This window comes from Roseomonas gilardii (genome assembly GCF_001941945.1).
Taxonomy (GTDB): domain Bacteria; phylum Pseudomonadota; class Alphaproteobacteria; order Acetobacterales; family Acetobacteraceae; genus Roseomonas.
Genome location: NZ_CP015583.1, coordinates 547,940 through 567,054, shown reverse-complemented (window position 1 = coordinate 567,054; position 19,115 = coordinate 547,940). Strand labels below are relative to the sequence as shown.

The window sequence follows — 19,115 nt, the reverse complement described above, 5'->3', positions numbered from 1 at the left end:
TTCCCTCACCGGTCCGCAGGCGCGCATGATACGGCAGCGCAGCACGAAAGCCATCGCCGCCCCGCCCCCGGACCCCGCAACGGCTCCGCCTTGGCCAAGCTGCCGATCGGCTCCCCGGTCAGGGCCCGTGACGGGGCATCCTGCAACCGCTCCAGCACGAGCGAGAGGCAGCGCGTCACGTCCTCGACGTGCGCGGTCAGCCAGGGGTTTTCATGGGGCCGCCACATGGACCGGGCAGCGTCGGCATGGAGGTCGATGGCGATCGTCCTGAACAGATCGTCCAGGCAGTTGTCGCAATGGGCAGCAGGGACGTCGGCCAGATCGACCAGAAGGGGGTGGCCACTCACTTCCGTGGGTGGCTCCGCGGGACGACTATCCGACCTGTTCCAGCTTTCGCGTAGCCTTCTGGCGAGGTGCCTTTGTGGAACTCGTCTTGGGCTTTTGCTTTGCCTCCAGGGCTTGCGCCAGGTGCTGGGGCACCGCCATCGCCGGGTTGCGCCTGGGCACCCGGGCGTCCTGATAGTCCAGATTGTCGGGAGTGAGTTTCATCTGCCTTCTCCGAGATGAGGGTAGGACCGGAGCCTTTGGCAGCGCCATTGTCCCGGAAAGACCAAGCATCCGCAAGGCCCTTCACCTGGTCGAAGCCCTGTTCGTTCTGCGTATTGCCCAGCACGACCTCGGGAGGCACGAAGCGGCCCGTGCTGCCCCCCTTCAGGAAACGCTCGACGGCGCGCCTGGCTGCCTCCTGTCTGGGAAGGTGCATATAGTGCGCCTCGACGCGATAGCCCGAATCCTTGAAGTGCTGCACCAGCGCCACCGCCTTCTTGGGCGTCTTCATCGTGGCGTCGTGCACGATGTTCAGCCCAAGCTGTTGCGCCAGATCAGTGATATGGTCGAAAAGCTCACCGGATTCCTCGTGCACGACCGCGGCGTTCCAGCCTTCGTATTCGGACAGCATCCCCTTGATTTCATCGGCATCGAGGCAAACGCATTTGGCGGGATCGTAGACCTGGCCCTTGAACCAGCTCTTTCCCGATCCGCCGCGACCGCCCAGGATCGTGAAGGTCGGCTTCTGACCCTTGGGCGGTTTTGCGGCCTCCAGCAGCTCCGGCGTGATGAAGCGGCTGATGATCTGCTCGTGCAGCTTTGACCGCTCCGGCGTCCAGGCTCCGTTCTTCTTGTACCGGTTGATCGTCTGCTCCTCGCCTTCGAGGCGGGAACGCACGTCCGCGATTTTCTGCGCGGTGTCCGGTGGGAACCCTGCCAGCACCGATTCCGGCGTGGCATTCGGATCGTTGGCCCCGGCAAAGAAATCCGCCGCGCTGAACTGCTCCGGCGGCGTCTGTCCGCCGCCGCCCGAACCACCCGGCGCGGGATCGGCCTGGCCGCCGCCATCGCCACCCGACCCCGCCCCCGCCCAACCGGCGCCGACAGCCGACGTGGCCTGCGGCTGCATGTGCGGGTCCTTCGGCGCGCGCCCCGTCAGGGCGGTGCCACCGCCTGCGTCCCTGGCTGACAGCTCTCGCCATCCCGCCTGAACACCTGCAGCCCGTCCACCACGGCGATCTGCCGGTACAGCGCCCAGACCGCCGCGAAATCCGGATCGGCCTGCGCCAGGACGCTGGGGTAGTTGATGTCCTCCACGTCCTTCTTCCGGCGGCTGTCCACCACCACCAGGTCCGGGCAGCCGCGGATGAAGTCCTGCGCCACCCAGAGATGGATCGGCCATTCCGCCGGCGGGCGGCCATCCAGCCTCGCCCGCCACAGTTCCCCCCGCAGCGCCCACATGGAATCGAAGCGGCTCGCCCAGGTGACGCCGGTGTCGTCCACGATCGGGAAGCCCAGCCCGATCCATTCGGAGAAGGCCACATAGGTCCTGGCCTTCTCCTGCCGGATCAGGCGCTCCAGCTTCACTTCCGTGGAAAGCTCAGGCTCCATCGCCAGCACCAGCCGGTCCTGCAGCCGTCCGGCCAGGTTCTGCGCCTGGATCGCCAGCGGCGTCAGCGCCACCAGCATCAGCACCGGAAAGCGCAGTCCCCGCAGGCCGCCCCGGCGGCGCAGGGCCGCCGCTTCCGCGCACCAGTAGATGAGGGACAGCGTCATCACGATCGAGGCGGGGATCCGGTGGTAGAACCAGTTCTTGCCGTCCAGGAACATCACCGCCGTGGCCGTGACGGCGAAGCCCGCCAGCACCGCCATCACCCGCCGCGCCGCGCCGCCACGCGGCATCGCGAAGGTCAGCGCCACGCTCAGCACGATGCCGACCATCAACCGCCAGGAATGCGTCAGCAGCGACAGGAAGCCGGCATCGGTGCCGCCATACAGGGTCAGGGCGAGCGGCACCGCTCGGTCGATGAAGCTGGGAAAGAGGAACAGGATGGCCGCCGCATAGAGCCCCGCGACCCCGAAGGCGATGAAGGGCGGCAGGCGTAGGCGGAAGCCGCGCTGCAGCCAGCCCACCACCTCCACCGTCGCCAGGCAGAGCAGGTAGCGGGGCTTGAGCGCCGCGCCCAGGCCCGCCAGCACGGCGCTGCCGGTGGCCATGCGCCAGCCGGTGGCCTGGCCTTCCAGGGCGCGGATCAGGATCGCCAGATGCGGCAGGACGGCGATGGTCAGCAGGTGCTCGCGCTGTCCGAACTCGATCCCCGGCATCAGGATCTGGACGCAGGCGATGGCCGCGAAGGTGGCGGGCCGGCAGCGGAAGGCCGGGGCCACCCCTTCGAGCAGCCGCGCCGTCACCCAGGAGGAACCCAGCGCGGCCGCCGCGAAGAGGAGCAGGGCCAGCGTCTTGGCGGAAACGCCCAGCAGGTCGCCGAGCAGCACCGGAATGGCGCTGATCCAGATGATCAGCGGCGGATTGACCTCGATGACATCGACATAGAGGCTCTTCCCCTTGAGCCACTGCCGCGCCACCCAGAGCAGCCAGGCGATATCGTCCTTCATCGGCGTGCGTAGCAGCACGAACAGCATCAGCCCGAGGGCCGCCAGCACCAGTGCGCCGCAGATCAGGCCGGTGCGGGTGCTGTTGCGGATGATGGCGGGGCGCGGGGAAAGGCCGCCGGGATAGTCCGGGCCGGGGTGTCCGGGCAGGCTGTAATTCAAGCGACTGGTCCCCTTCGGGCGGTGGATGCCCGACGGCCCCACGCCACGCCGTGAGCCTTCGCCGTCCCGCCGCCCAGCTTGCTTTCCGATGCCATCCGGCGTCTTGCCGTCATGGAAAGAGGCAGGTTCTTACAGTCGCGGCCCGAGCACAATTCTCCGTGAGGCAGCTTCCCGCAATATGAGGCAGGACATGACCTCGCCCTGGTTTGTTCCACAACTTTAGGTTGCTATTCTGATCAAAAACCGTCCATGAAGGGCATGGAAATGGCTGATCGCGCGCACAGCGCTATCGGCTCGCCGGTCTCCCAACCCGCCTTCCGCCATTCCGCACGACTTCCGCGCCACGCCCCTTCGCAGGATGGGGGTTGAGTGGCTTCTTGTCCGGGGCGGCCGGCGTGCGAATCCGTTGCTCGCTATCCCCCTCCCGGGTTTCCGGCATCACGAAGGCCACCAGCAGGAAGGACAGCAGCCCGACCAGGGCCAGGAGGCCGAAGGCGGCGCCGGAGCCGAACCAGGTCGCGGTCGCGCCCGCCACCGTCGTGCTGAGCGTTCCGCCGATGCCCACCGCCAGGCCGAAGATGCCCATGCACAGGTTGAAGCGGTTCGTCCCCCGCGTCAGATCCGCCGAGAGCAACGGCAGCAGCACGCCCAGCGATGCGGCGCTGATGCCGTCCAGGGCCTGGACCAGGATCAGGACCTTGGGGTCGGAAACGAGGGCGAGGAGCAGACCGCGCAGCGGCAGGGCGGCGAAGCCGATCATCAGCGCCACGCGCCGGCCGCGCCGCTCCGCCAGCCGCCCGATCCAGGGCGAGATCGCCGCCACCACGAGCTGCGGCGCGACGATGCAGGCGGCGATGATGAGGTTGGCCTCGTCGCCGGTATTGCGCGCCACCTCGGACCCGGCCAGCGGCAGCATGGCGGCATTCGCCAGGGTGAAGAGCAGGCAGCAGCCGGAGAAGATCAGGACGCCGCGGTTGCGGAGCAACGTCAGCAGGCCGCTCTGCCCCTTCGAGGCCTGTTCCCGCTGCACCACGGTGACGAGGTCGGCCTGCCGGATCATGGCCAGGGCGATCAGGCTGGGAATGGCCAGGGCCGCCGTCAGCCAGAAGACCGCCGCGCTGGAGATGTAGGTTCCCGCCAGCCCCAGCAGCCCGGCGGCCGCGCCATTGCCGATGGCGGCGAAGCGCGCGTTGCGCCCCAGCCGCTCCCCCAGCGCCGCGCGCCCGACCAGCGCCAGGCTGATGGCCGCGATGGCGGGCGCGAGCACGCAGCTCGCGATGCCGTGGAGCACCTCGGACAGCATCACCGGAAGCTGGCGCGGCTCCACCGCCACCAGCAGCAGGGCGCTGACGGGCATGCAGAGGATGGCAACCAGCGCCGCCAGCTTCTTGCGCGGCGTGGCATCCACCAACGCCCCGGCGGGAAGCTGGCTGACCATGGCCGTGAAGGTGCCGACGCTGAGCGCCATGCCGATCTCGAACTCGGTCCAGGCCTGGGCGCTCAGATAGACGGCGATGAAGGGACCGAAGCCCGTCTGGATGTTCGCGACGAAGAAATTGAGCAGGTCGAGCCCGCGCGCGCTGCGCGCCGACCCGGTACGGCCGGATGACATGGGCGCTTAATCCGGCTTGCCGCCGGGGGTTGCGGGGGCCGTTGCGGATGGCGGCGATTGTGGCGCGGGGGCCGCGCCGGGCACCACCGGGGTGGCCGGAACCGGCCCGGGCGCCGACGCTCCGGAGCTGGTGCCGCCGCTCTGGCCGGCATCCCCCGGGGGGCTGTCCTTCCCCGTATCAGGGCTCCCGGCATCGCGGCCTTCGGCATCGCCCTTCCGGGCGCCGCTGTCCTGCGCACCGTCACCCTGAGGGGGATGGCCGGCGGGAGCATCGCCCTGGGCAGGCGCGGCTGCCGCGGCCGGATCGGGCTGAGGAGCGGGAGCCTGGGCAGGCGCGGGCTGGGGTGTTCCCGCCGTGGCGGGCGCCGCTTCGGGCGCGGGGTGCGCGGTGGCTTCGGCGGGGGGGCGGAACCTTCCGGCGGCGGGGCGGCGGCGAGGATGGGCTTGCCTTCCACGAAATCCGGGAAGCCCTTCAGCTGGTCGCGGGTCAGCAGGAAGGTGATGCCGTCCGGGGTGAAGGACAGGGTTTCCCAGGTCACGGCGATGCGGCGGCGGCCGACGCCGAGGAAACCGCCATAGTCGAGGATCGCCGCCCGGGGCTCACCCGCCTCGTTGACCAGGACGTTGACGATCTGGGCGACCACGGTGCCGGAAGGGCTCTTCACGTCGCGCCCGAAGACGCGGAGCGTGTCGGTGGCGGGCAGCATCTGCTGGGTGGCCAGCGGCGGGGGCGGCGGGTCGGCGGCCCAGGCGGGGGCGAGCGGGACGGAAGAAAGCATGGCCGCCGAAACCAGCCCCGCCGGCAGCAGCACGCCCGGGATCAGGCCCCTGGTGGCCAGGGCTCCGGGACGCCGTGGGGTGGGGCGGGCTTTCGGCATACGGCAGGCTCCGGCTTGGGGGCGGAAAGGCGATCGCGGCGGGGTCATCCCGAGAAGCCTCCGGCGTCCAGGAAAGCCTGTTCCTCCGGTGTGGTTTCACGGCCCAGGGCGGCGTTGCGGTGGGGGAAGCGGCCGAAGCGGCGGATGATGTCGTCGTGCAGCCGCGCCCAGTGGAGGGAATGGGCGTCGCCGGTCCGCTCCGCATGGTGGGCGAAAAGCTGGAGGGAGCGGGCCTGGTCGCGCGGGTCCTCGGAATGCTCGAAGGGTAGATAGAGGAAGGGGCGCAGCGCGGGCTCGGTGGCCTCGTCATGGCCGCGGGCGATGGCGAGGCGCGCGGCGGCCAGGGCCAGCGGGTCCGTGGCGAAGGCATGGGCGGAGCCGCGATAGAGGTTCCGCGGGATCTGGTCGGTCAGGAGGATGAAGGCCAGGGCGGTGTCCGGGGAGCCGATCCAGGAGGCAACCGGACCGCGCGAGGCTTCGAGGTGCAGGTCCTCGAAGCGGTGGCGGCAGGCGGCGTCGAAGCCGTCATCCTTGGCGAACCAGCGGTCGGGACCGGCCTCGCGCCAGAAGGTGAGGACGGATTCGGCGTGTTCGTCGTTCATCGGGGGCCTCCCCTGCCCTGTCCGGAAGGCCGGATGCGGCGATCCGGCCCAACGGGGATGGGTGGGGAGGCCCGCCGGGTCAATGGCGGAAGTGCCGCATGCCGGTGAGGACCATGGCGAGGCCGGCCTCGTCGGCGGCGGCGATGACCTCACTGTCGCGCATCGAGCCGCCGGGCTGGATCACCGCCGTGGCGCCCGCCGCCGCCGCGGCCTGGAGGCCGTCCGCGAAGGGGAAGAAGGCGTCGGAGGCAACGACCGAGCCCTGGGCGAGCGGGGTGGAGAGGCCGGCGGCCTTGGCGGCTTCCTCGGACTTCCAGGCGGCGATGCGGGCGCTGTCCACGCGGCTCATCTGGCCGGCGCCGATGCCGACGGTGGCGCCGCCCTTGGCATAGACGATGGCGTTGCTCTTCACATGCTTGCAGACGCGGAAGGCGAAGAGGAGGTCGGCCAGTTCCTGATCGGTCGGGGCACGCTTCGTGACGACCTTCAGATCGGCCTGGGTGATGCGGCCGGCGTCGCGGGACTGGGCGAGGAAGCCGCCGCCGACGGAGCGGATGATGGTGCCGGGCGCCGCCGGGTCGGGCAGGCCGCCGGTAAGGAGGAGGCGCAGGTTCTTCTTGCGGGCGAAGATCGCCTTGGCTTCCTCGGAGGCGTCGGGGGCGATGACGACCTCGGTGAAGATGGCCGCGATCTTTTCCGCCGCCGCGGCGTCGAGCGGGCGGTTGGCGGCGACGATGCCGCCGAAGGCGGAGACGGGATCGCAGCGGAGCGCCTTGTCCCAGGCCTCGGCGAGCTCGGTGCCGAGGGCGACGCCGCAGGGATTGGCGTGCTTGACGATGACGATGGCGGGGCCGTCGAGCTCGGCCACGGCCTCGTAGGCGGCGTCCGTGTCGTTCAGGTTGTTGTAGGAAAGCTCCTTGCCCTGGACCTGCCGCGCCGTGGCGATGCCGGGGCGGTGGGTGCCGTCCACATAGAAGGCGGCGCGCTGGTGCGGGTTCTCCCCATAGCGCAGCGTCTGGCGCAGCGTGCCGGCGACGGCGAGGCGGTTGGGGAATTCCTCCCCTTCCTGGCGGGCGAACCAGGCGGCGATGGCGGCGTCATAGGCGGCGGTGCGGGCATAGGCGGCGGCAGCCAGCTTCCGCCGCAGGGCCAGGGTGGTGCCGCCGGAGGACAGGGCCCCGGCGACTTCCGTGTACTGGGCCGGGGAGGTCAGGACGGCGACGTGGTCGTGGTTCTTGGCGGCGGAGCGGATCATGGCCGGGCCGCCGATGTCGATGTTCTCGATGCAATCCTCGAAGGGTGCGCCTTTCGCGACCGTGGCCTCGAAGGGGTAGAGGTCCACGCAGACGAGGTCGATCGGGGCGATGCCATGCTGGTCGGCCTGGGCGCGGTGTTCCGGCAGGTCGCGGCGGAAGAGGATGCCGCCATGGACCTGGGGCACCAGCGTCTTCACGCGGCCATCGAGGATTTCCGGGAAGCCGGTGTGGTCGCTGACATCCTTCACCGGCAGGCCGGCGGCGCGGATGGCGGCGGCGGTGCCGCCGGTGGAGAGGAGTTCGGCCCCGTGCGCGACGAGGGCGCGGGCGAAGTCGATCAGCCCCCCCTTGTCGGAGACGGAGAGAAGGGCACGGCGGATCGGGAGGGCATCGCTCATGCCGCGCGGATTAGGCGCGGGCCGGTCCCCGCCGCAAGGGGAATGGGCGCAGGGCGGGTATCCGCCGGGTTCAGGCGTGGGGGGGAGGCTGCTGGCAGAGGATGGACGACTAGGCGGACTTCCTGCTTGGCATCGGCGAATTCTGCCGAACAATGGGACGGAAAGATCCGTGCCTCTCCCTCCCCTTCACTGCCGGGTAGCGTATCGTTCGCGCTATTGCCTTGCCCGCTCACCAGGAAACGTCGATTTTCCAGCAAAATCGGGACTCGCGATGGCCGCAGATTCGAAAAATGGAAAGCCGCATGGAATACCCGGCTATCACCTCCTGAAGTGGATGCTCAGGATTCTTGCGGTGGCAATCGCCACGGTCCTGAGCATACCTGTGGTGATTGTATTCGGCCTATGGCTCTATACTTACCTGCCCTGGGCGGCCGAGAGCGTTGCCATAGACAGGGTCGTCGCTTCGACCAGCATCGTCATCAAACGGAAACCTCTGCATCCTTTTCTTGCAGAGTTCAGCAGAGAACTCATACTGATCCGCGGAAATAGTGTGATCGGCCGGACGGCGCTATTCGAGGATACCGGAGGTACCGTCCGCATCAACATATACCAGACGGCGCCCAACACCCTGGTGCTCGTTGACCGTTTCGACATCTACACCGCAGATCTCGGCAGTGGCGTCGTCGTTCGTTCCTCTCGTCACGGCGAAATATCGGACTCTGTTCCGGAAGACGGTTATATTGGCGCTTTCGACAATATCCGTCAGAACAACGGCTGGTTTTTCCGATTTATTCCAGCGAAAGAAGTTGCGGAAGTTCCCATCGCAAAAGCAGCCGGTGGTTAGACCCCGTTTGAGAATGCGGTTTTGACCTGGGCTGGGCTGGTTTGGATGGCCATCTGGGTGGGATGTGGACCAAGGAACATCGTGCGCGGCAGCGAGCGTTTGAGCGTGGCCGGCGCTACCCGAGCGACCTGACGGACGAAGAATGGGAGCGGGTCAGGCCCCTGCTGCCGAGACCTCCCAAGCGTGGCAGGAAGCCTGGGGTGGACCTGTGGGATATCTTGAACGCGATCCGTTACATGGCGCGCTCCGGCGGGGGCTGGCGTATGCTGCCGGTGCATTTCGGGCCGTGGAAGACGGTGTATTGGTGGTTCCGGCGGCTGGTGCGCCGCCTGCTGTTCCAGACGATCCACAACCTGGCGCTGATGCTGGGCCTCGGGCAGATGGGATCGGGGATGGCCGGGCGGCTGCTGGAGGCCGGGCACCGCGTGACGGTGTGGAATCGCAGCGCCGGAAAGGCGGAGGCGCGGGGCGCAGGTGGCGGGCAGCCCGGCGGAGGTGGCCCGGGCAGGCATCGTGTTCAGCATGCTGGCGAATGACGCGGCGGTGGAGGCGGTGACCTCCGGCGAAGGCGGGGTGCTCTCGGCGGGGCCGGGGATGCTGCATGTGTCGTGCAGCACGGTGAGCGTGGCGCTGACGGAGCGGCGGGCGGCGGCGGGGAAGCTGTCGGTGATCGCGGCGGGGACGGCGGAGGCGCTCGACCGGCTGGCGCCGCTGTTCGGGGCGATCGGGGCGAAGACGCTTCGGATGGGGGAGAGGCCGGCGATGGCGGCGGCGACCAAGCTGGCGGCGAATTTCGGGATCGCGGCGGTGATCGAACTGGTGAGCGAGCAGATGCGGATCGCCGGGTCGCAGGGCGTGCCGGCGGCGCGGTTCGCGGAATTCCTGACGGAGACGGATTTCGGCAGCCGGATGATGGGGGTCTATGCGCCGATGATCGCGGCGGGGCGGTTCGAGCTGGCGGGGTTCCCGATGACGCTCGAGCGGAAGGATGTGGGGCTGGCGCTGGAAGCGGCGGGCGAGGCGGAGGTGCCGGTGGCGCGGCTGCTGGCGGAGCGGATGGACGCGATCATCCGGGCGGATGGGGGCGAGCGGGACTGGGCGGCGCTGGGGCAGGCGCCGAAGGGCGGCTGAGGGCCCGTGCCGTCCCGTCGCGGGGCGGCACGGGCCGCCGGGTCAGCGGAGCGACTGGTCGTTCAGGCCGGCCGTGCCGGGCGAGCGGACGGCTTCGACGCCGCCGCTGATCGGCAGCCCCCCGGCGCGGAGGCAGTCGTTGGTGGCGCGGAGCTGCGCGTCGGCGACCTCGGACTTCCAGCGCTGGTACCAGGTGATGTTGTCGATGGGGGGCTGTTGGCGCATCAGCGCGACGATCTCCGGCCGCCGGGCGGCCTCGCGGCGGCAGGCGGCCTCCTGCGGGCTGTCGGCGCGGGGAACGGGCAGGACGATGGCCCCGCCGGGGTTGCAGGCGGCCAGGAGTGGCAGGGCGGCCAGGAGGGCCAGCGACAGGGTGGGGCGCGGGGCGAAGGCGGGCATTCAGGCGTTCTCCAGCCAGTCTTCGATCAGACGGCGCGCGATGGAATCGGCGCGCGGGAGGCGCAGGCCGAAGGTGTCGATGCGGCGGATCTCGTCCCGGGTGAACCAGCGGGCGTCGCGGATCTCGTCCGGGTCGATGGTGATGGCGTCGGTCAGGGCCTCTCCGTGGAAGCCGATCATGACGGAGGCCGGGAAGGGCCAGGGCTGGGAGGAATGGTAGTGGACCTCCCCGACGCGGATGCCCGCTTCCTCCAGCACCTCGCGGCGCACGGCTTCCTCCAGGCTTTCGCCCGGTTCCACGAAGCCGGCCAGGGTCGAATACATCGTGGTGTCGGGGAAGCGGGGGGAGTTGGCGAGGAGGCAGCGGTCGCCGCGGAGGATCAGCATGATCACGGCGGGGTCGGTGCGGGGGAAGTGCATGGTGCCGCAATTCGCGCAGCGGAGCGTGTTGCCGGCGGCGCGCGGCTCGCAGACGCCGCCGCAGACGCCGCAGAAGCGGTGTCGGCTGCGCCAGTGCAGCATGCCGCGGGCATGGGCGAGAAGACTGGCCTCGCCGGGCGGCATCAGGGCGGCGACGGGGCGCAGGTCGGCGAAGCGGCCCATCTCCGGCGGCAGGAGAGGGAGCGGGTCCTCGGCGGCCGAGCAGTCCACGGCGAAGGCGGGGCGGCCCTTCAGCGGGCCCTCCTCGAAGAGGCCGAGCAGCACCCAGGGGGCGGGCACCGGGCCGGCCGTCATGCGGACGGCCTCGGCGGTGGCGGGGGTCAGGAGGACGGCCTCGGGCTCGCCGGCGGCGTTGTCGCGGAGCAGGGACTGGCTGCGCCAGACGGGGATGAAGAGGGCATCCTCGCGCGCCAGTTGGGCGGCGACGAAATCCGCCTCGTCACGGCGGCCGGACACCCGGTCGAGCGGGCTGCCGGTATAGGCGTTGGGGCGGCTGGCGGGGATGGAGAGCATGCCGTGGCAAATTGCCACGGGCGCCGGGGGTGGTCCACCGAGGAGGATCGAGTCCTCCCCCCTCGGGGCTGCCCAATGGGGGTTGGGCCTGGTGGCGTTTCCGGCGAGAACAGGGCGTGCCGGAAGGCCGGTGCCAGGGCACCCACCGGGGCGCCGGGAGGACGAGGATGCGGGCCGCTCTCCTCGGCATCCCCGTTCAGAGCCTCTTCTCGAAGAAGGTGTCGGGATAGGGATCGTCGTTGAAGCGCGGGATCTCCGTCCAGCCGGTGCTGCGATAGAGCTGCATGGCCTCCGGCAAGGCGCGGTTGGTGTCGAGGCGGAGGACGGCGATCGAGAGCTCCCGGGCGGCGGCCTCGGCGGCCTCCATGAGGCGCCGCGCGACGCCCAGGCCGCGCGCGGCGGGCGACACCCAGAGGCGCTTGATCTCCGCCCATTCCTTGCCTGTGCCCTTGAGCCCGACGCAGCCGAGGGGAAGGCCGTCCGACATGGCGAGCAGGAAGCTGCCCTGGGGCCGCGTCATGTCGCCGGCCTCGGGATCGCGGGAGAGGGAGACGTCGAAGCCCTTCTCGAAGCGGCGGCCGAGTTCGGCATAGTACTCGCCCAGGCAATGGCGCGCGGCCTCGCCACGGGGATCGGCTTCCTCGATGGCGAGGTGGTCGCGGCCCAGGGCGAGGGCCACGATGTCCATGGCCTGGAGCAGCGCCTCGGCCCGTGGGGCGCGGGCGAGCAGGGCCGCCGCCCTGGCGTTCGAGATTTCCTCATAGGCCGCGAACTCCCCCTCGCCCGCCTCCGTCAGCCGGGCGACGCGGCGGCGGGCATCGGCGGGATGCGCCTCGGTGGCGACCAGGCCCTCTTCCTCCAGGCTCCGGAGCAGGCGGCTCATCAGCCCGGAATCGAGGCCGAGATAGTCGCGGATCGCCGCCACATCCGTGCGGCCATGGCCAATGGCATTGAGCACGCGCGCGGCGCCGAGCGGACGGCCCCGGCCGAGGAAGGAGGTGTCCAGCGCCCCGACCTCCCGGGTCACGGCACGGCTGAAGCGGCGGAAGCGGCTGATCGGATCGGGCATCATGATATCTGACTTTAGTCAGAAAACACGGGCGATCAATGCCACAGGCCCGGAGCGGCCGTCCTTTCGGAAGACATTGCGCCCCATGGCCTGCCCCGCTCCGTGGGGTGGCATCCCGGCAGGGCACGGGAAGGTGAACTTGCGACTCGCCCGCGGGCCGTTCTAACGTGACCTTCTCGTCATCCCGGCCACAGGAGGGCTGCATGGTCTGCTACCGCCATCGTCATGGCCCCCTGATGGCCCCGCGCGTGTCCCGCAAAGCCGACACGCCGCGGGGCTGAAGCCTCCCGGACGCTCCGGGGCCAGCCTCGCCCTCCCGGCGGCCTGACGTCGCCGCACCCGAACCTCGTGCCGAGGAACGCCGTGCCCAGCGCGGCGTGCATGACATCGTGTCTTCCGACAACCACGCCGCCCGGCGGCGCGCGCATCCCATCCGGGATGTCCTGAACTTCGTCCTCCAGGGCTGGGCGCGGCAGCGCGGCCTGGTCTCCGCCATCGGCGGCGCCATGCTCGCCGCCACCCTGTCCGACCTGCTCGTGCCGATCTTCGCCGGCCGGCTGGTCGATGCCGCCGCCATGGCGGATCGCGACGCCGCGCTGCGCGCCATGCTCGGCGCGCTGGCCGCCCTGGCCCTGCTCGGCCTCGCCGCGCTGGGCCTGCGGCACCTGGCCTTCATCGCCATCATCCGCATGACGCTGCGCGCCATGGTGGAGGCCACGGAGCGCAGCTTCGCCCGCGTGCAGCGCTTCTCCGCCGACTGGCACGCCAGCAGCTTCGCCGGCTCCACCGTGCGGCAGATCACCCGCGGGATGAGCGCGCTCGACCTGCTGCACGACACCATCCTCGTGGCGCTGCTGCCGGCGCTGGTGGTGCTCGTTGGCGCCACGCTGCTGCTCGGCTGGCGCTGGCCGCTGATGGGGCTGGCGGTCGGCCTCGGCGCGGCGCTGCACATCACGCTCACCCTGTCGATGAACCTCGGCTGGGTGGCGCCCGCCGCACGCCGTTCCAATGCCTGGGACACGCGCCTGGGCGGCACGCTCGCCGACGCGGTCGGCGCCAACGCGGTGGTGAAGGCCTTCGGCGCCGAACCGCGCGAGGACGCCCGCACCGCCCGCATCCTGCGCCGCTGGCGCGACCGCACCCGCGCCACCTGGCTGCGCGCGACCTGGAGCGGCACCGCCCAGACCGCCGCGATGCTGCTGCTGCGCATCGGCACGATCGGCATGGCCGTCTGGCTGTGGTGGCGCGGACAGGCCACGCCGGGCGACCTCGCCACGGTGCTCGCCATGTTCTTCGTGGTGCAGGGCTACCTGCGCGACATCGGCTACCACATCAACAACCTCCGCCGCTCGGTGAACGACATGGAGGAGATGGTGGCGATCCTTGCCCTGCCCCTCGGCGTCGCCGACCGTCCCGGCGCGCGCGCCATCGCCATCCCGGAAGGCCGCATCGACTTCGACCGCGTCACCTTCCACTACGGCCGCCACACCACGCCGCTCTACCGCGACTTCTCGCTCACCATCCGGGCGGGCGAGCGCGTCGGGCTGGTCGGGCATTCGGGCTCCGGCAAGACCACCTTCGTGAAGCTGATCCAGCGCCTGCACGACGTGAGCGGCGGCCGCATCCTGATCGACGGCCAGGACGTCGCCGCCGTCACGCAGGAATCCCTGCGGCGGAGCATTGCCATCGTGCAGCAGGAACCGGTGCTCTTCCATCGCTCCCTGGCCGAGAACATCGCCTATGGCCGCCCGGGCGCCACGCGCGCGGAGATCGAGCGCGCCGCCCAGCTCGCCAACGCGCACGGCTTCATCGCCCGCCTGCCGGAAGGCTACGCCACCACGGTCGGCGAGCGCGGCGTGAAGCTCTCGGGCGGCGAGCGCCAGCGCATCGCCCTGGCCCGCGCCTTCCTGGCCGACGCCCCGATCCTGATCCTGGACGAAGCCACATCGGCCCTGGATTCGGAATCCGAGGCGCTGATCCAGGAGGCGGTGGAACGGCTGATGCGCGACCGCACCACCATCGTCATCGCCCACCGCCTCTCCACCGTCCGCGCCTTGGACCGCATCCTGGTCTTCGACCACGGCCAAGTGGTCGAGGAAGGCCGCCACGAAACCCTGGTCCGCCGCGAGGACGGCATCTACCGCCGCCTCTTCGAACGCCAGGCGCTGGAACTGGCACGCGGCCTGATAGCGGAGTGATGCCCGGGCGGCCGTTCCTCCCTGTCCGGCATCGCTCCGTCCCGGACGCCGGCCACGGGGGCTGGCCACGGGGGCTGGCCACGGGGGCTGGCCATCGGGGGCCGGCCACGAGACGCGGCGCCCTGGGAAAAGCTACCCGTGTCGCTCAGTCCCAGCCGCTCAGATTGGGGCGGAAGCCCGGGGCGCCTCGATCAGCGCCCGGATCCGCTCCCTGTCCGCCGGCAGGACAGGGTTGTGGACCAGCAGCCAGAGATCCGGCCGGCCATCCACGGCGAAGCTGGACATTTCCAGGGTGATCCGGCCCAGCACCGGGTGGCGCAGGTGCTTGAGGCCCTCGCCATGGCCGCGCACATCGTTGTCGCGCCACATCGCCGCGAATTCCGGGCTCGTCCGGCAGAGTTCCTCCGCCAGCGCCCTCACCTCCTCCACGGCACCGGCGCGTGCCGCATCCGCCCGGAACGACCCCACCACGAAGCGGGCCACGCCTTCCCAGTCATCCTGCGCGGCACGGACACGCGGGTCGCCGAAGAGAAGGCGCAGGACATTGCGCTCCCCTGGCGGCAGCAGGCTGTAGTCCGTCAGCACCGCCGCCGTCGCCCGGTTCCAGGCAACCACGCCCCAGGTGGCCGTCCTGATGATCGCCAGGCTGGGCTCCAGCGCGTCCAGCACGCGCTGCAATCGTGGCGTGATGCCCTCCACCCCCCGGTAGCGCGCCTCCGGCGGCCGGCCCAGGCCCAGCAGGAACAGGTGCTCGCGCTCCACCTCCGTGAGCATCAGGGCCTGCGAAAGCCGGTCGAGCACCTGGGGCGAGGCAGCCCCGCCGCGCCCCTGCTCCAGCCAGGTGTACCAGGCCGGGCTGATATGGGCGCGCAGCGCCACCTCCTCCCGCCGCAGCCCCGGAGTCCGGCGCCGCGTCCCCGGCAGGCCGCAGGCGACCGGGTCGAGCCTGCCGCGGCGGTCCTTCAGATAGGCGCCCAGCGTCATCCCGCCGCTGGCCGGGAGGCTTATCCTGACAGTCATTATACCACGATGATCTCACGGCTTTACCACGATGGAGACTGGGCCAAGTCTCGCCCGCGACCAAGCTCTGGAGACTGCCCCATGCGTATCTTCGTGACCGGCGCGACGGGTTTCGTGGGTTCCGCCGTGGTCCGGGACCTCATCGGCGCCGGGCACCGGGTGCTCGGCATGGTCCGTTCGGAAGCCGGCGCCCAGGCCCTCGCCGCCATGGGCGCCGAGGTGCATCGCGGCTCGCTGGAGGATGCCGGGAGCCTCCGCAGCGGCGCCGCCTCCACGGACGGCGTCATCCACACCGCCTTCATCCACGACTTCTCGCGCTTCCAGGAGAACTGCGAGACCGACCGCCGCGCCATCGGGGCGCTCGGCGACGCGCTGAAGGGCTCCGGCCGCCCCCTGATCGTCACCTCCGGGGTGGCACATCTGGCGGAGGGCCGGCTCGCGACCGAGGACGACACCCCGCCTCCTCCGACGCCCCGCTATCCCCGCGCCTCGGAAGAGGCCGCCGCCGCGCTCGCGGCACAGGGCGTGCACGTCGCGGTGATGCGCCTGCCGCCTTCGGTGCATGGCGAGGGGGACCATGGCTTCGTGCCGATCCTGCATCGCATCGCCCGCGAGAAGGGCCTGTCGGCCCATATCGGCGAAGGGCTCAACCGCTGGCCCGCCGTGCACCGCCTGGACGCCGCGCGCGCCTTCCGGCTGGCGATCGAGCATGGTGCCCGTGGCCATTCCGCGCCGGGCAAGCGGTATCATGCGGTGGCCGAGGAAGGCGTGCCGTTCCGCGGGATCGCCGGGACCATCGGCCGTCAGCTTGACCTGCCCGTCACCGCCCTGTCCCCTGGGGAAGCCGCCGCGCATTTCGGCTGGTTCGCCGCTTTTGCCGGCATGGATGCGCCGACATCGAGCGAGCGGACCCGGGCGGAACTGGGCTGGGCGCCGGCGCAGCCGGGCCTTCTCGCCGATATCGGCCAGCCCGGCTACTTCGGCGGCTGAGACAAGCGCGAGGCGGTCCGCGATCCGGCGCGGGCCGCCCTCTTCCGCCAGAGCGGATCGCGCCCGGACGAAATCGCCCGGATGCGATCCGCCCTAGCTGTCCAGCCGGATGCCGAGTTCCTTGATCAGCGGCCGCCAGCGTCCGCTTTCCTTCGCCACGAAGGCATTGAATTCGGCGGGCGACAGGGCCGAGGTTTCGATGCCCAGGGCGCTCATGCGCGACTGCACGAGATCGCTGCGCATGGTGCCGTTCAGCGTGGCGTTCAGCTTCGCGACGAGGTCGGGCGGCGTGGCCGCCGGCACCGACAGCCCCTGCCAGCCATAGGCCACCGCATCCGCATAGCCGAGTTCCAGCGCCGTCGGCACCTCCGGCGCGGCCTGGGAGCGCGCTTCCCCCATCACCAGCAGCGCCCGCGCCTTGCCGTCGCGCAGGAAGGGGATGCCCGTCGCGCAATCCACCACCACGCAGTCCACGCTGCCCGCGATCAGGTCCTGCATCGCCGCCGGCGCGCCGCGATAGGGCACGTGCACCGCCGGGAAGTTCCCCGCCCGCCGCCGCAGCATCTCCATCGCCAGATGGTGCGGCGAGGCCACGCCCGCCGTGCCATAGGTCGGCGGGTCCTTCGGTGCCGCCGCCAGGAAATCCGCGAAGCTCCTCGCCGGATCGTCGGGCCGCACCACGAGGAACAGCGGGAAGCGTCCGATGAACCCCACCCCGGTCAGGTCGCGATCCGGATCATAGGGCAGCTTCGCGTAGAGCGCGGGGTTGTAGACGAGGTTCCCGTTGTCCGTATGCAGCCAGGTGTAGCCATCCGGCGCGGCATGGGACACCAGCTCGCTGGCCAGTACCGCGCCGCCGCCGGGCCGGTTCTCCACCACCACGTTCTGTCCCAGCGCCGTACCCATCCCCGCGCCGATCAGCCGCGCGAAGACATCCGAGGCCCCGCCCGGCGGATAGCCCACCACCCAGCGCAAGGGATGCTCCGGCCAGGACGCGGCACGTCCCTGCCCCGCCCCCGCGAGCGAAGCCGCTCCCAGAACGCCCAAACCCAGCCCACGTCGTCCCAGCATCGATCCCTGCCCCGGATATCGGCCCAGCCTATCGCAACACGCCCTGGCATGCAGCGTGCCAACGGGCCTCCGGACCACCGCCCCGGAAGCGGCGTCCCGATCGGGGTCCCGCCACCACCGTCACACGGTCTGCCTGCCCGCCCCGCCTACCCGGGCGGCAACCAACCGGTGCGCGCCGCATGTGCCAGATCCGGCCGCCCAGCCCGCTCGGCCTGGAGCGCCGCCACCTCGGTGTCATAGGGCACGGCCCGCAGCTCCACCCGCCATCCGCCCGCGCCATGCTCCACCAGCGCATAGCGCGCCTCCGGCGCCCCCGCTTCCATCGCATGCGGCACCGGCTTCACGTCGCGGTAGCACGGCATGCCCACGCTGCCGGGATTGACCACCAGCACACCATCGACGCGCACCGCCCGGGGCACATGCGTGTGCGCGCAGAGCACCAGCTCCGCCGCGCCGATCCCGGCCAGGCGGGGCCGGATCGCCTCGATCCGGTCGAGCCGCGTCCGCCCGCCGCCCGCATCCTCCAGCAGGTATTCCAGATCGCCTCCGGCCGGGCTGCCGTGGCAGGCGAAGACCCGCCCCTCCAGGAGCGACAGCGTGCCGGGGAGATCCGCCATCCAGCGAAGCTGCGCCGCCGAGAGCCGCGCCCGCGCATAGGCATCCGAGGCGCCCTCGCCGCCCTCCAGCACATGCCGCTCGTGGTTCCCCGCGATGGTATGGGCATCCAGCGCCATCTGCGCCGCGACCGCCCCCGCCGGGTCGAAGGGGCCGGAGACGAGATCGCCCAGGTTCACCACGGCATCCGGCGACGCCGCCCGCAGGTCGCGCAGCACCGCCTTCAACGCGGCGAGGTTGCCATGCACATCGCCCAGCACCGCGATCCGCACCGGATCAGCCCCGATCCGCCGCCGGCACCGCGCGCGCCACGCCGCCGAAGGCATCGAGCAGCCGGCCGCGCCAGGCATGCAGCACATCCTCCGGCGCCAGCAGCGGCAAGGGGCTCACCACCCGCGCCCACTGGAAGCCGGAAAAGGCGATGTAGTCCCCCGCCCCCGGCGTGGCGCCATGCAGGAAAGGCCTCTCCGACAGCGTCCGCCGCAAGGGCAGCAGCGCGGCGCGGAAGCCCTCCAGCCGCTCGTCCCGCCCCGCCGTCACCTCCGCCAGCGGCTTGCCGAAGCGGGCCTCGCGCGTGCGGACGAAATACTCGCGGTCCTCCGCATCCAGCAGCGCCGGAATGTCGGACACGATCAGCGCCGCGATCGCCGGGTTCAGCACCGTATCCGCCCACTGCGCCACGAAGCGCGCCAGCGCCCGCCCGCCCTCGCCGCCGAACAGGCTGGCGCGGCCGGGGTAGCGGTCCTCCAGATCCTCCAGGATCGCCCAGGAATCATGCACCACCCGCGCCCCGTCGCGCAGCACCGGCACCTTGTCCGTGCCCGCATCGGCGATCGCCGCCTTCTCGGTGAAGCGCCAGGGCAGGCTCTCATGCGGCAGCCCCTTGTGCAGCAGCGCCATCCGCGCCCGCCAGCAATAGGGGCTGAAGACCCGCGCCGGATCGCTGCCGCACAGCTCATGCAGACGGATCGCCATG

General features: G+C 70.9%; 17 protein-coding genes and 2 pseudogenes. 6 read left to right on the top strand and 13 right to left on the bottom strand.

The window, feature by feature from the left end; translation table 11 throughout:
* Positions 1-5: 5 nt before the first annotated feature.
* The 6 genes from RGI145_RS02470 to purH all read right to left on the bottom strand — a co-directional run bounded on the left by RGI145_RS02470 (position 6) and on the right by purH (position 7,848).
* The gene (locus tag RGI145_RS02470) at positions 6-347 is read right to left on the bottom strand and encodes a hypothetical protein (protein ID WP_075797094.1); all 342 of its coding nucleotides are present in this window, start codon (positions 345-347) and stop codon (positions 6-8) included.
* Complete coding sequence (locus RGI145_RS02465; protein WP_075797093.1) at positions 344-1,456, bottom strand: zeta toxin family protein; 1,113 nt, start codon at positions 1,454-1,456, stop codon at positions 344-346. The genes RGI145_RS02470 and RGI145_RS02465 overlap by 4 nt, the downstream gene beginning before the upstream one ends.
* A 26-nt stretch (positions 1,457-1,482) precedes the next feature.
* Entirely contained in the window at positions 1,483-3,102 is a 1,620-nt protein-coding gene (locus RGI145_RS02460; protein WP_075797092.1) for a hypothetical protein, read from the bottom strand.
* Positions 3,103-3,388: 286 nt separating this feature from the next.
* Complete coding sequence (locus tag RGI145_RS02455; RefSeq protein WP_075797091.1) at positions 3,389-4,714, bottom strand: MFS transporter; 1,326 nt, start codon at positions 4,712-4,714, stop codon at positions 3,389-3,391.
* A 922-nt stretch (positions 4,715-5,636) separates the two neighbouring features.
* A complete protein-coding gene (locus tag RGI145_RS02450) occupies positions 5,637-6,194 on the bottom strand; it encodes a DUF924 family protein (protein WP_075797090.1) in 558 nt (185 codons plus the stop codon).
* Positions 6,195-6,273: 79 nt separating this feature from the next.
* Positions 6,274-7,848, bottom strand: coding sequence for a bifunctional phosphoribosylaminoimidazolecarboxamide formyltransferase/IMP cyclohydrolase (gene purH, locus RGI145_RS02445; RefSeq protein ID WP_075797089.1), 1,575 nt, complete (start codon positions 7,846-7,848; stop codon positions 6,274-6,276).
* A 271-nt stretch (positions 7,849-8,119) separates the two neighbouring features.
* Between purH and RGI145_RS24895 the strand changes: the two genes are divergently transcribed.
* From RGI145_RS24895 to RGI145_RS02435, 4 genes and pseudogenes are all read left to right on the top strand, one after another.
* Positions 8,120-8,692 carry a hypothetical protein gene (locus tag RGI145_RS24895; RefSeq protein ID WP_156878408.1) on the top strand — a complete coding sequence of 191 codons (573 nt, stop codon included), beginning with the start codon at positions 8,120-8,122 and terminating at the stop codon, positions 8,690-8,692.
* A 62-nt stretch (positions 8,693-8,754) separates the two neighbouring features.
* A pseudogene (locus RGI145_RS25365) lies at positions 8,755-9,060 on the top strand (transposase); the annotation flags it as partial.
* Positions 9,055-9,283 (top strand): annotated as a pseudogene (locus tag RGI145_RS26145) (NAD(P)-binding domain-containing protein); the annotation flags it as partial. The pseudogenes RGI145_RS25365 and RGI145_RS26145, both read left to right, overlap by 6 nt.
* Before the next feature lie 3 nt (positions 9,284-9,286).
* Positions 9,287-9,823 carry an NAD-binding protein gene (locus RGI145_RS02435; RefSeq protein WP_335740093.1) on the top strand — a complete coding sequence of 179 codons (537 nt, stop codon included), beginning with the start codon at positions 9,287-9,289 and terminating at the stop codon, positions 9,821-9,823.
* A 42-nt stretch (positions 9,824-9,865) separates the two neighbouring features.
* Here the strand turns inward: RGI145_RS02435 and RGI145_RS02430 are convergent, their stop codons facing one another.
* The 3 genes from RGI145_RS02430 to RGI145_RS02420 all read right to left on the bottom strand — a co-directional run bounded on the left by RGI145_RS02430 (position 9,866) and on the right by RGI145_RS02420 (position 12,245).
* Positions 9,866-10,222 (bottom strand): hypothetical protein, encoded by a 357-nt coding sequence (locus tag RGI145_RS02430; RefSeq protein WP_075797088.1) that lies wholly within the window; start codon positions 10,220-10,222, stop codon positions 9,866-9,868.
* Entirely contained in the window at positions 10,223-11,176 is a 954-nt protein-coding gene (nudC, locus tag RGI145_RS02425; RefSeq protein ID WP_075797087.1) for an NAD(+) diphosphatase, read from the bottom strand. It lies immediately after the preceding gene.
* Positions 11,177-11,372: 196 nt separating this feature from the next.
* Positions 11,373-12,245, bottom strand: coding sequence for a bifunctional helix-turn-helix transcriptional regulator/GNAT family N-acetyltransferase (locus RGI145_RS02420; protein ID WP_075799766.1), 873 nt, complete (start codon positions 12,243-12,245; stop codon positions 11,373-11,375).
* 389 nt (positions 12,246-12,634) lie between these two features.
* Here RGI145_RS02420 and RGI145_RS02415 point away from each other — a divergent pair, with 389 nt between their 5' ends.
* Entirely contained in the window at positions 12,635-14,443 is a 1,809-nt protein-coding gene (locus RGI145_RS02415; protein WP_237183173.1) for an ABC transporter ATP-binding protein, read from the top strand.
* 159 nt (positions 14,444-14,602) lie between these two features.
* Here the strand turns inward: RGI145_RS02415 and RGI145_RS02410 are convergent, their stop codons facing one another.
* Positions 14,603-15,427, bottom strand: coding sequence for a helix-turn-helix transcriptional regulator (locus RGI145_RS02410; protein ID WP_156878624.1), 825 nt, complete (start codon positions 15,425-15,427; stop codon positions 14,603-14,605).
* Between the two features lie 117 nt (positions 15,428-15,544).
* Between RGI145_RS02410 and RGI145_RS02405 the strand changes: the two genes are divergently transcribed.
* Positions 15,545-16,453, top strand: a complete 909-nt coding sequence (locus RGI145_RS02405) for an SDR family oxidoreductase (protein ID WP_075797085.1) — start codon at positions 15,545-15,547, stop codon at positions 16,451-16,453.
* Positions 16,454-16,546: 93 nt separating this feature from the next.
* On the opposite strand, the gene RGI145_RS02400 is transcribed toward RGI145_RS02405, so the two are convergent.
* The 3 genes from RGI145_RS02400 to RGI145_RS02390 form a co-directional block, all read right to left on the bottom strand.
* Positions 16,547-17,524 carry a Bug family tripartite tricarboxylate transporter substrate binding protein gene (locus RGI145_RS02400; RefSeq protein WP_237183172.1) on the bottom strand — a complete coding sequence of 326 codons (978 nt, stop codon included), beginning with the start codon at positions 17,522-17,524 and terminating at the stop codon, positions 16,547-16,549.
* 146 nt (positions 17,525-17,670) lie between these two features.
* Positions 17,671-18,489: a metallophosphoesterase family protein gene (locus RGI145_RS02395; protein WP_208863911.1), complete on the bottom strand. Its 819-nt coding sequence runs from the start codon at positions 18,487-18,489 to the stop codon at positions 17,671-17,673.
* On the bottom strand, positions 18,416-19,114 hold the full coding sequence (locus RGI145_RS02390; RefSeq protein WP_075797084.1) for a glutathione S-transferase family protein: 699 nt from the start codon (positions 19,112-19,114) through the stop codon (positions 18,416-18,418). Before RGI145_RS02390 ends, RGI145_RS02395 begins: the two co-directional genes overlap by 74 nt.
* Position 19,115: the final 1 nt, after the last annotated feature.

Excerpts from the sequence above, each read along its gene's own strand:
- RGI145_RS02465 (WP_075797093.1), bottom strand. The coding sequence starts at position 1,456 with ATGCAGCCGCAGGCCACGTCGGCTGTCGGCGCCGGTTGGGCGGGGGCG.
- RGI145_RS02455 (WP_075797091.1), bottom strand. The coding sequence starts at position 4,714 with ATGTCATCCGGCCGTACCGGGTCGGCGCGCAGCGCGCGCGGGCTCGAC.
- RGI145_RS02450 (WP_075797090.1), bottom strand. The coding sequence starts at position 6,194 with ATGAACGACGAACACGCCGAATCCGTCCTCACCTTCTGGCGCGAGGCC.
- purH (WP_075797089.1), bottom strand. The coding sequence starts at position 7,848 with ATGAGCGATGCCCTCCCGATCCGCCGTGCCCTTCTCTCCGTCTCCGAC.
- RGI145_RS24895 (WP_156878408.1), top strand. The coding sequence starts at position 8,120 with ATGGCCGCAGATTCGAAAAATGGAAAGCCGCATGGAATACCCGGCTAT.
- RGI145_RS02435 (WP_335740093.1), top strand. The coding sequence starts at position 9,287 with ATGCTGCATGTGTCGTGCAGCACGGTGAGCGTGGCGCTGACGGAGCGG.
- RGI145_RS02430 (WP_075797088.1), bottom strand. The coding sequence starts at position 10,222 with ATGCCCGCCTTCGCCCCGCGCCCCACCCTGTCGCTGGCCCTCCTGGCC.
- nudC (WP_075797087.1), bottom strand. The coding sequence starts at position 11,176 with ATGCTCTCCATCCCCGCCAGCCGCCCCAACGCCTATACCGGCAGCCCG.
- RGI145_RS02420 (WP_075799766.1), bottom strand. The coding sequence starts at position 12,245 with ATGCCCGATCCGATCAGCCGCTTCCGCCGCTTCAGCCGTGCCGTGACC.
- RGI145_RS02410 (WP_156878624.1), bottom strand. The coding sequence starts at position 15,427 with ATGACGCTGGGCGCCTATCTGAAGGACCGCCGCGGCAGGCTCGACCCG.
- RGI145_RS02405 (WP_075797085.1), top strand. The coding sequence starts at position 15,545 with ATGCGTATCTTCGTGACCGGCGCGACGGGTTTCGTGGGTTCCGCCGTG.
- RGI145_RS02400 (WP_237183172.1), bottom strand. The coding sequence starts at position 17,524 with ATGCTGGGACGACGTGGGCTGGGTTTGGGCGTTCTGGGAGCGGCTTCG.
- RGI145_RS02395 (WP_208863911.1), bottom strand. The coding sequence starts at position 18,489 with ATGCCTGGCGCGGCCGGCTGCTCGATGCCTTCGGCGGCGTGGCGCGCG.
- RGI145_RS02390 (WP_075797084.1), bottom strand. The coding sequence starts at position 19,114 with ATGGCGATCCGTCTGCATGAGCTGTGCGGCAGCGATCCGGCGCGGGTC.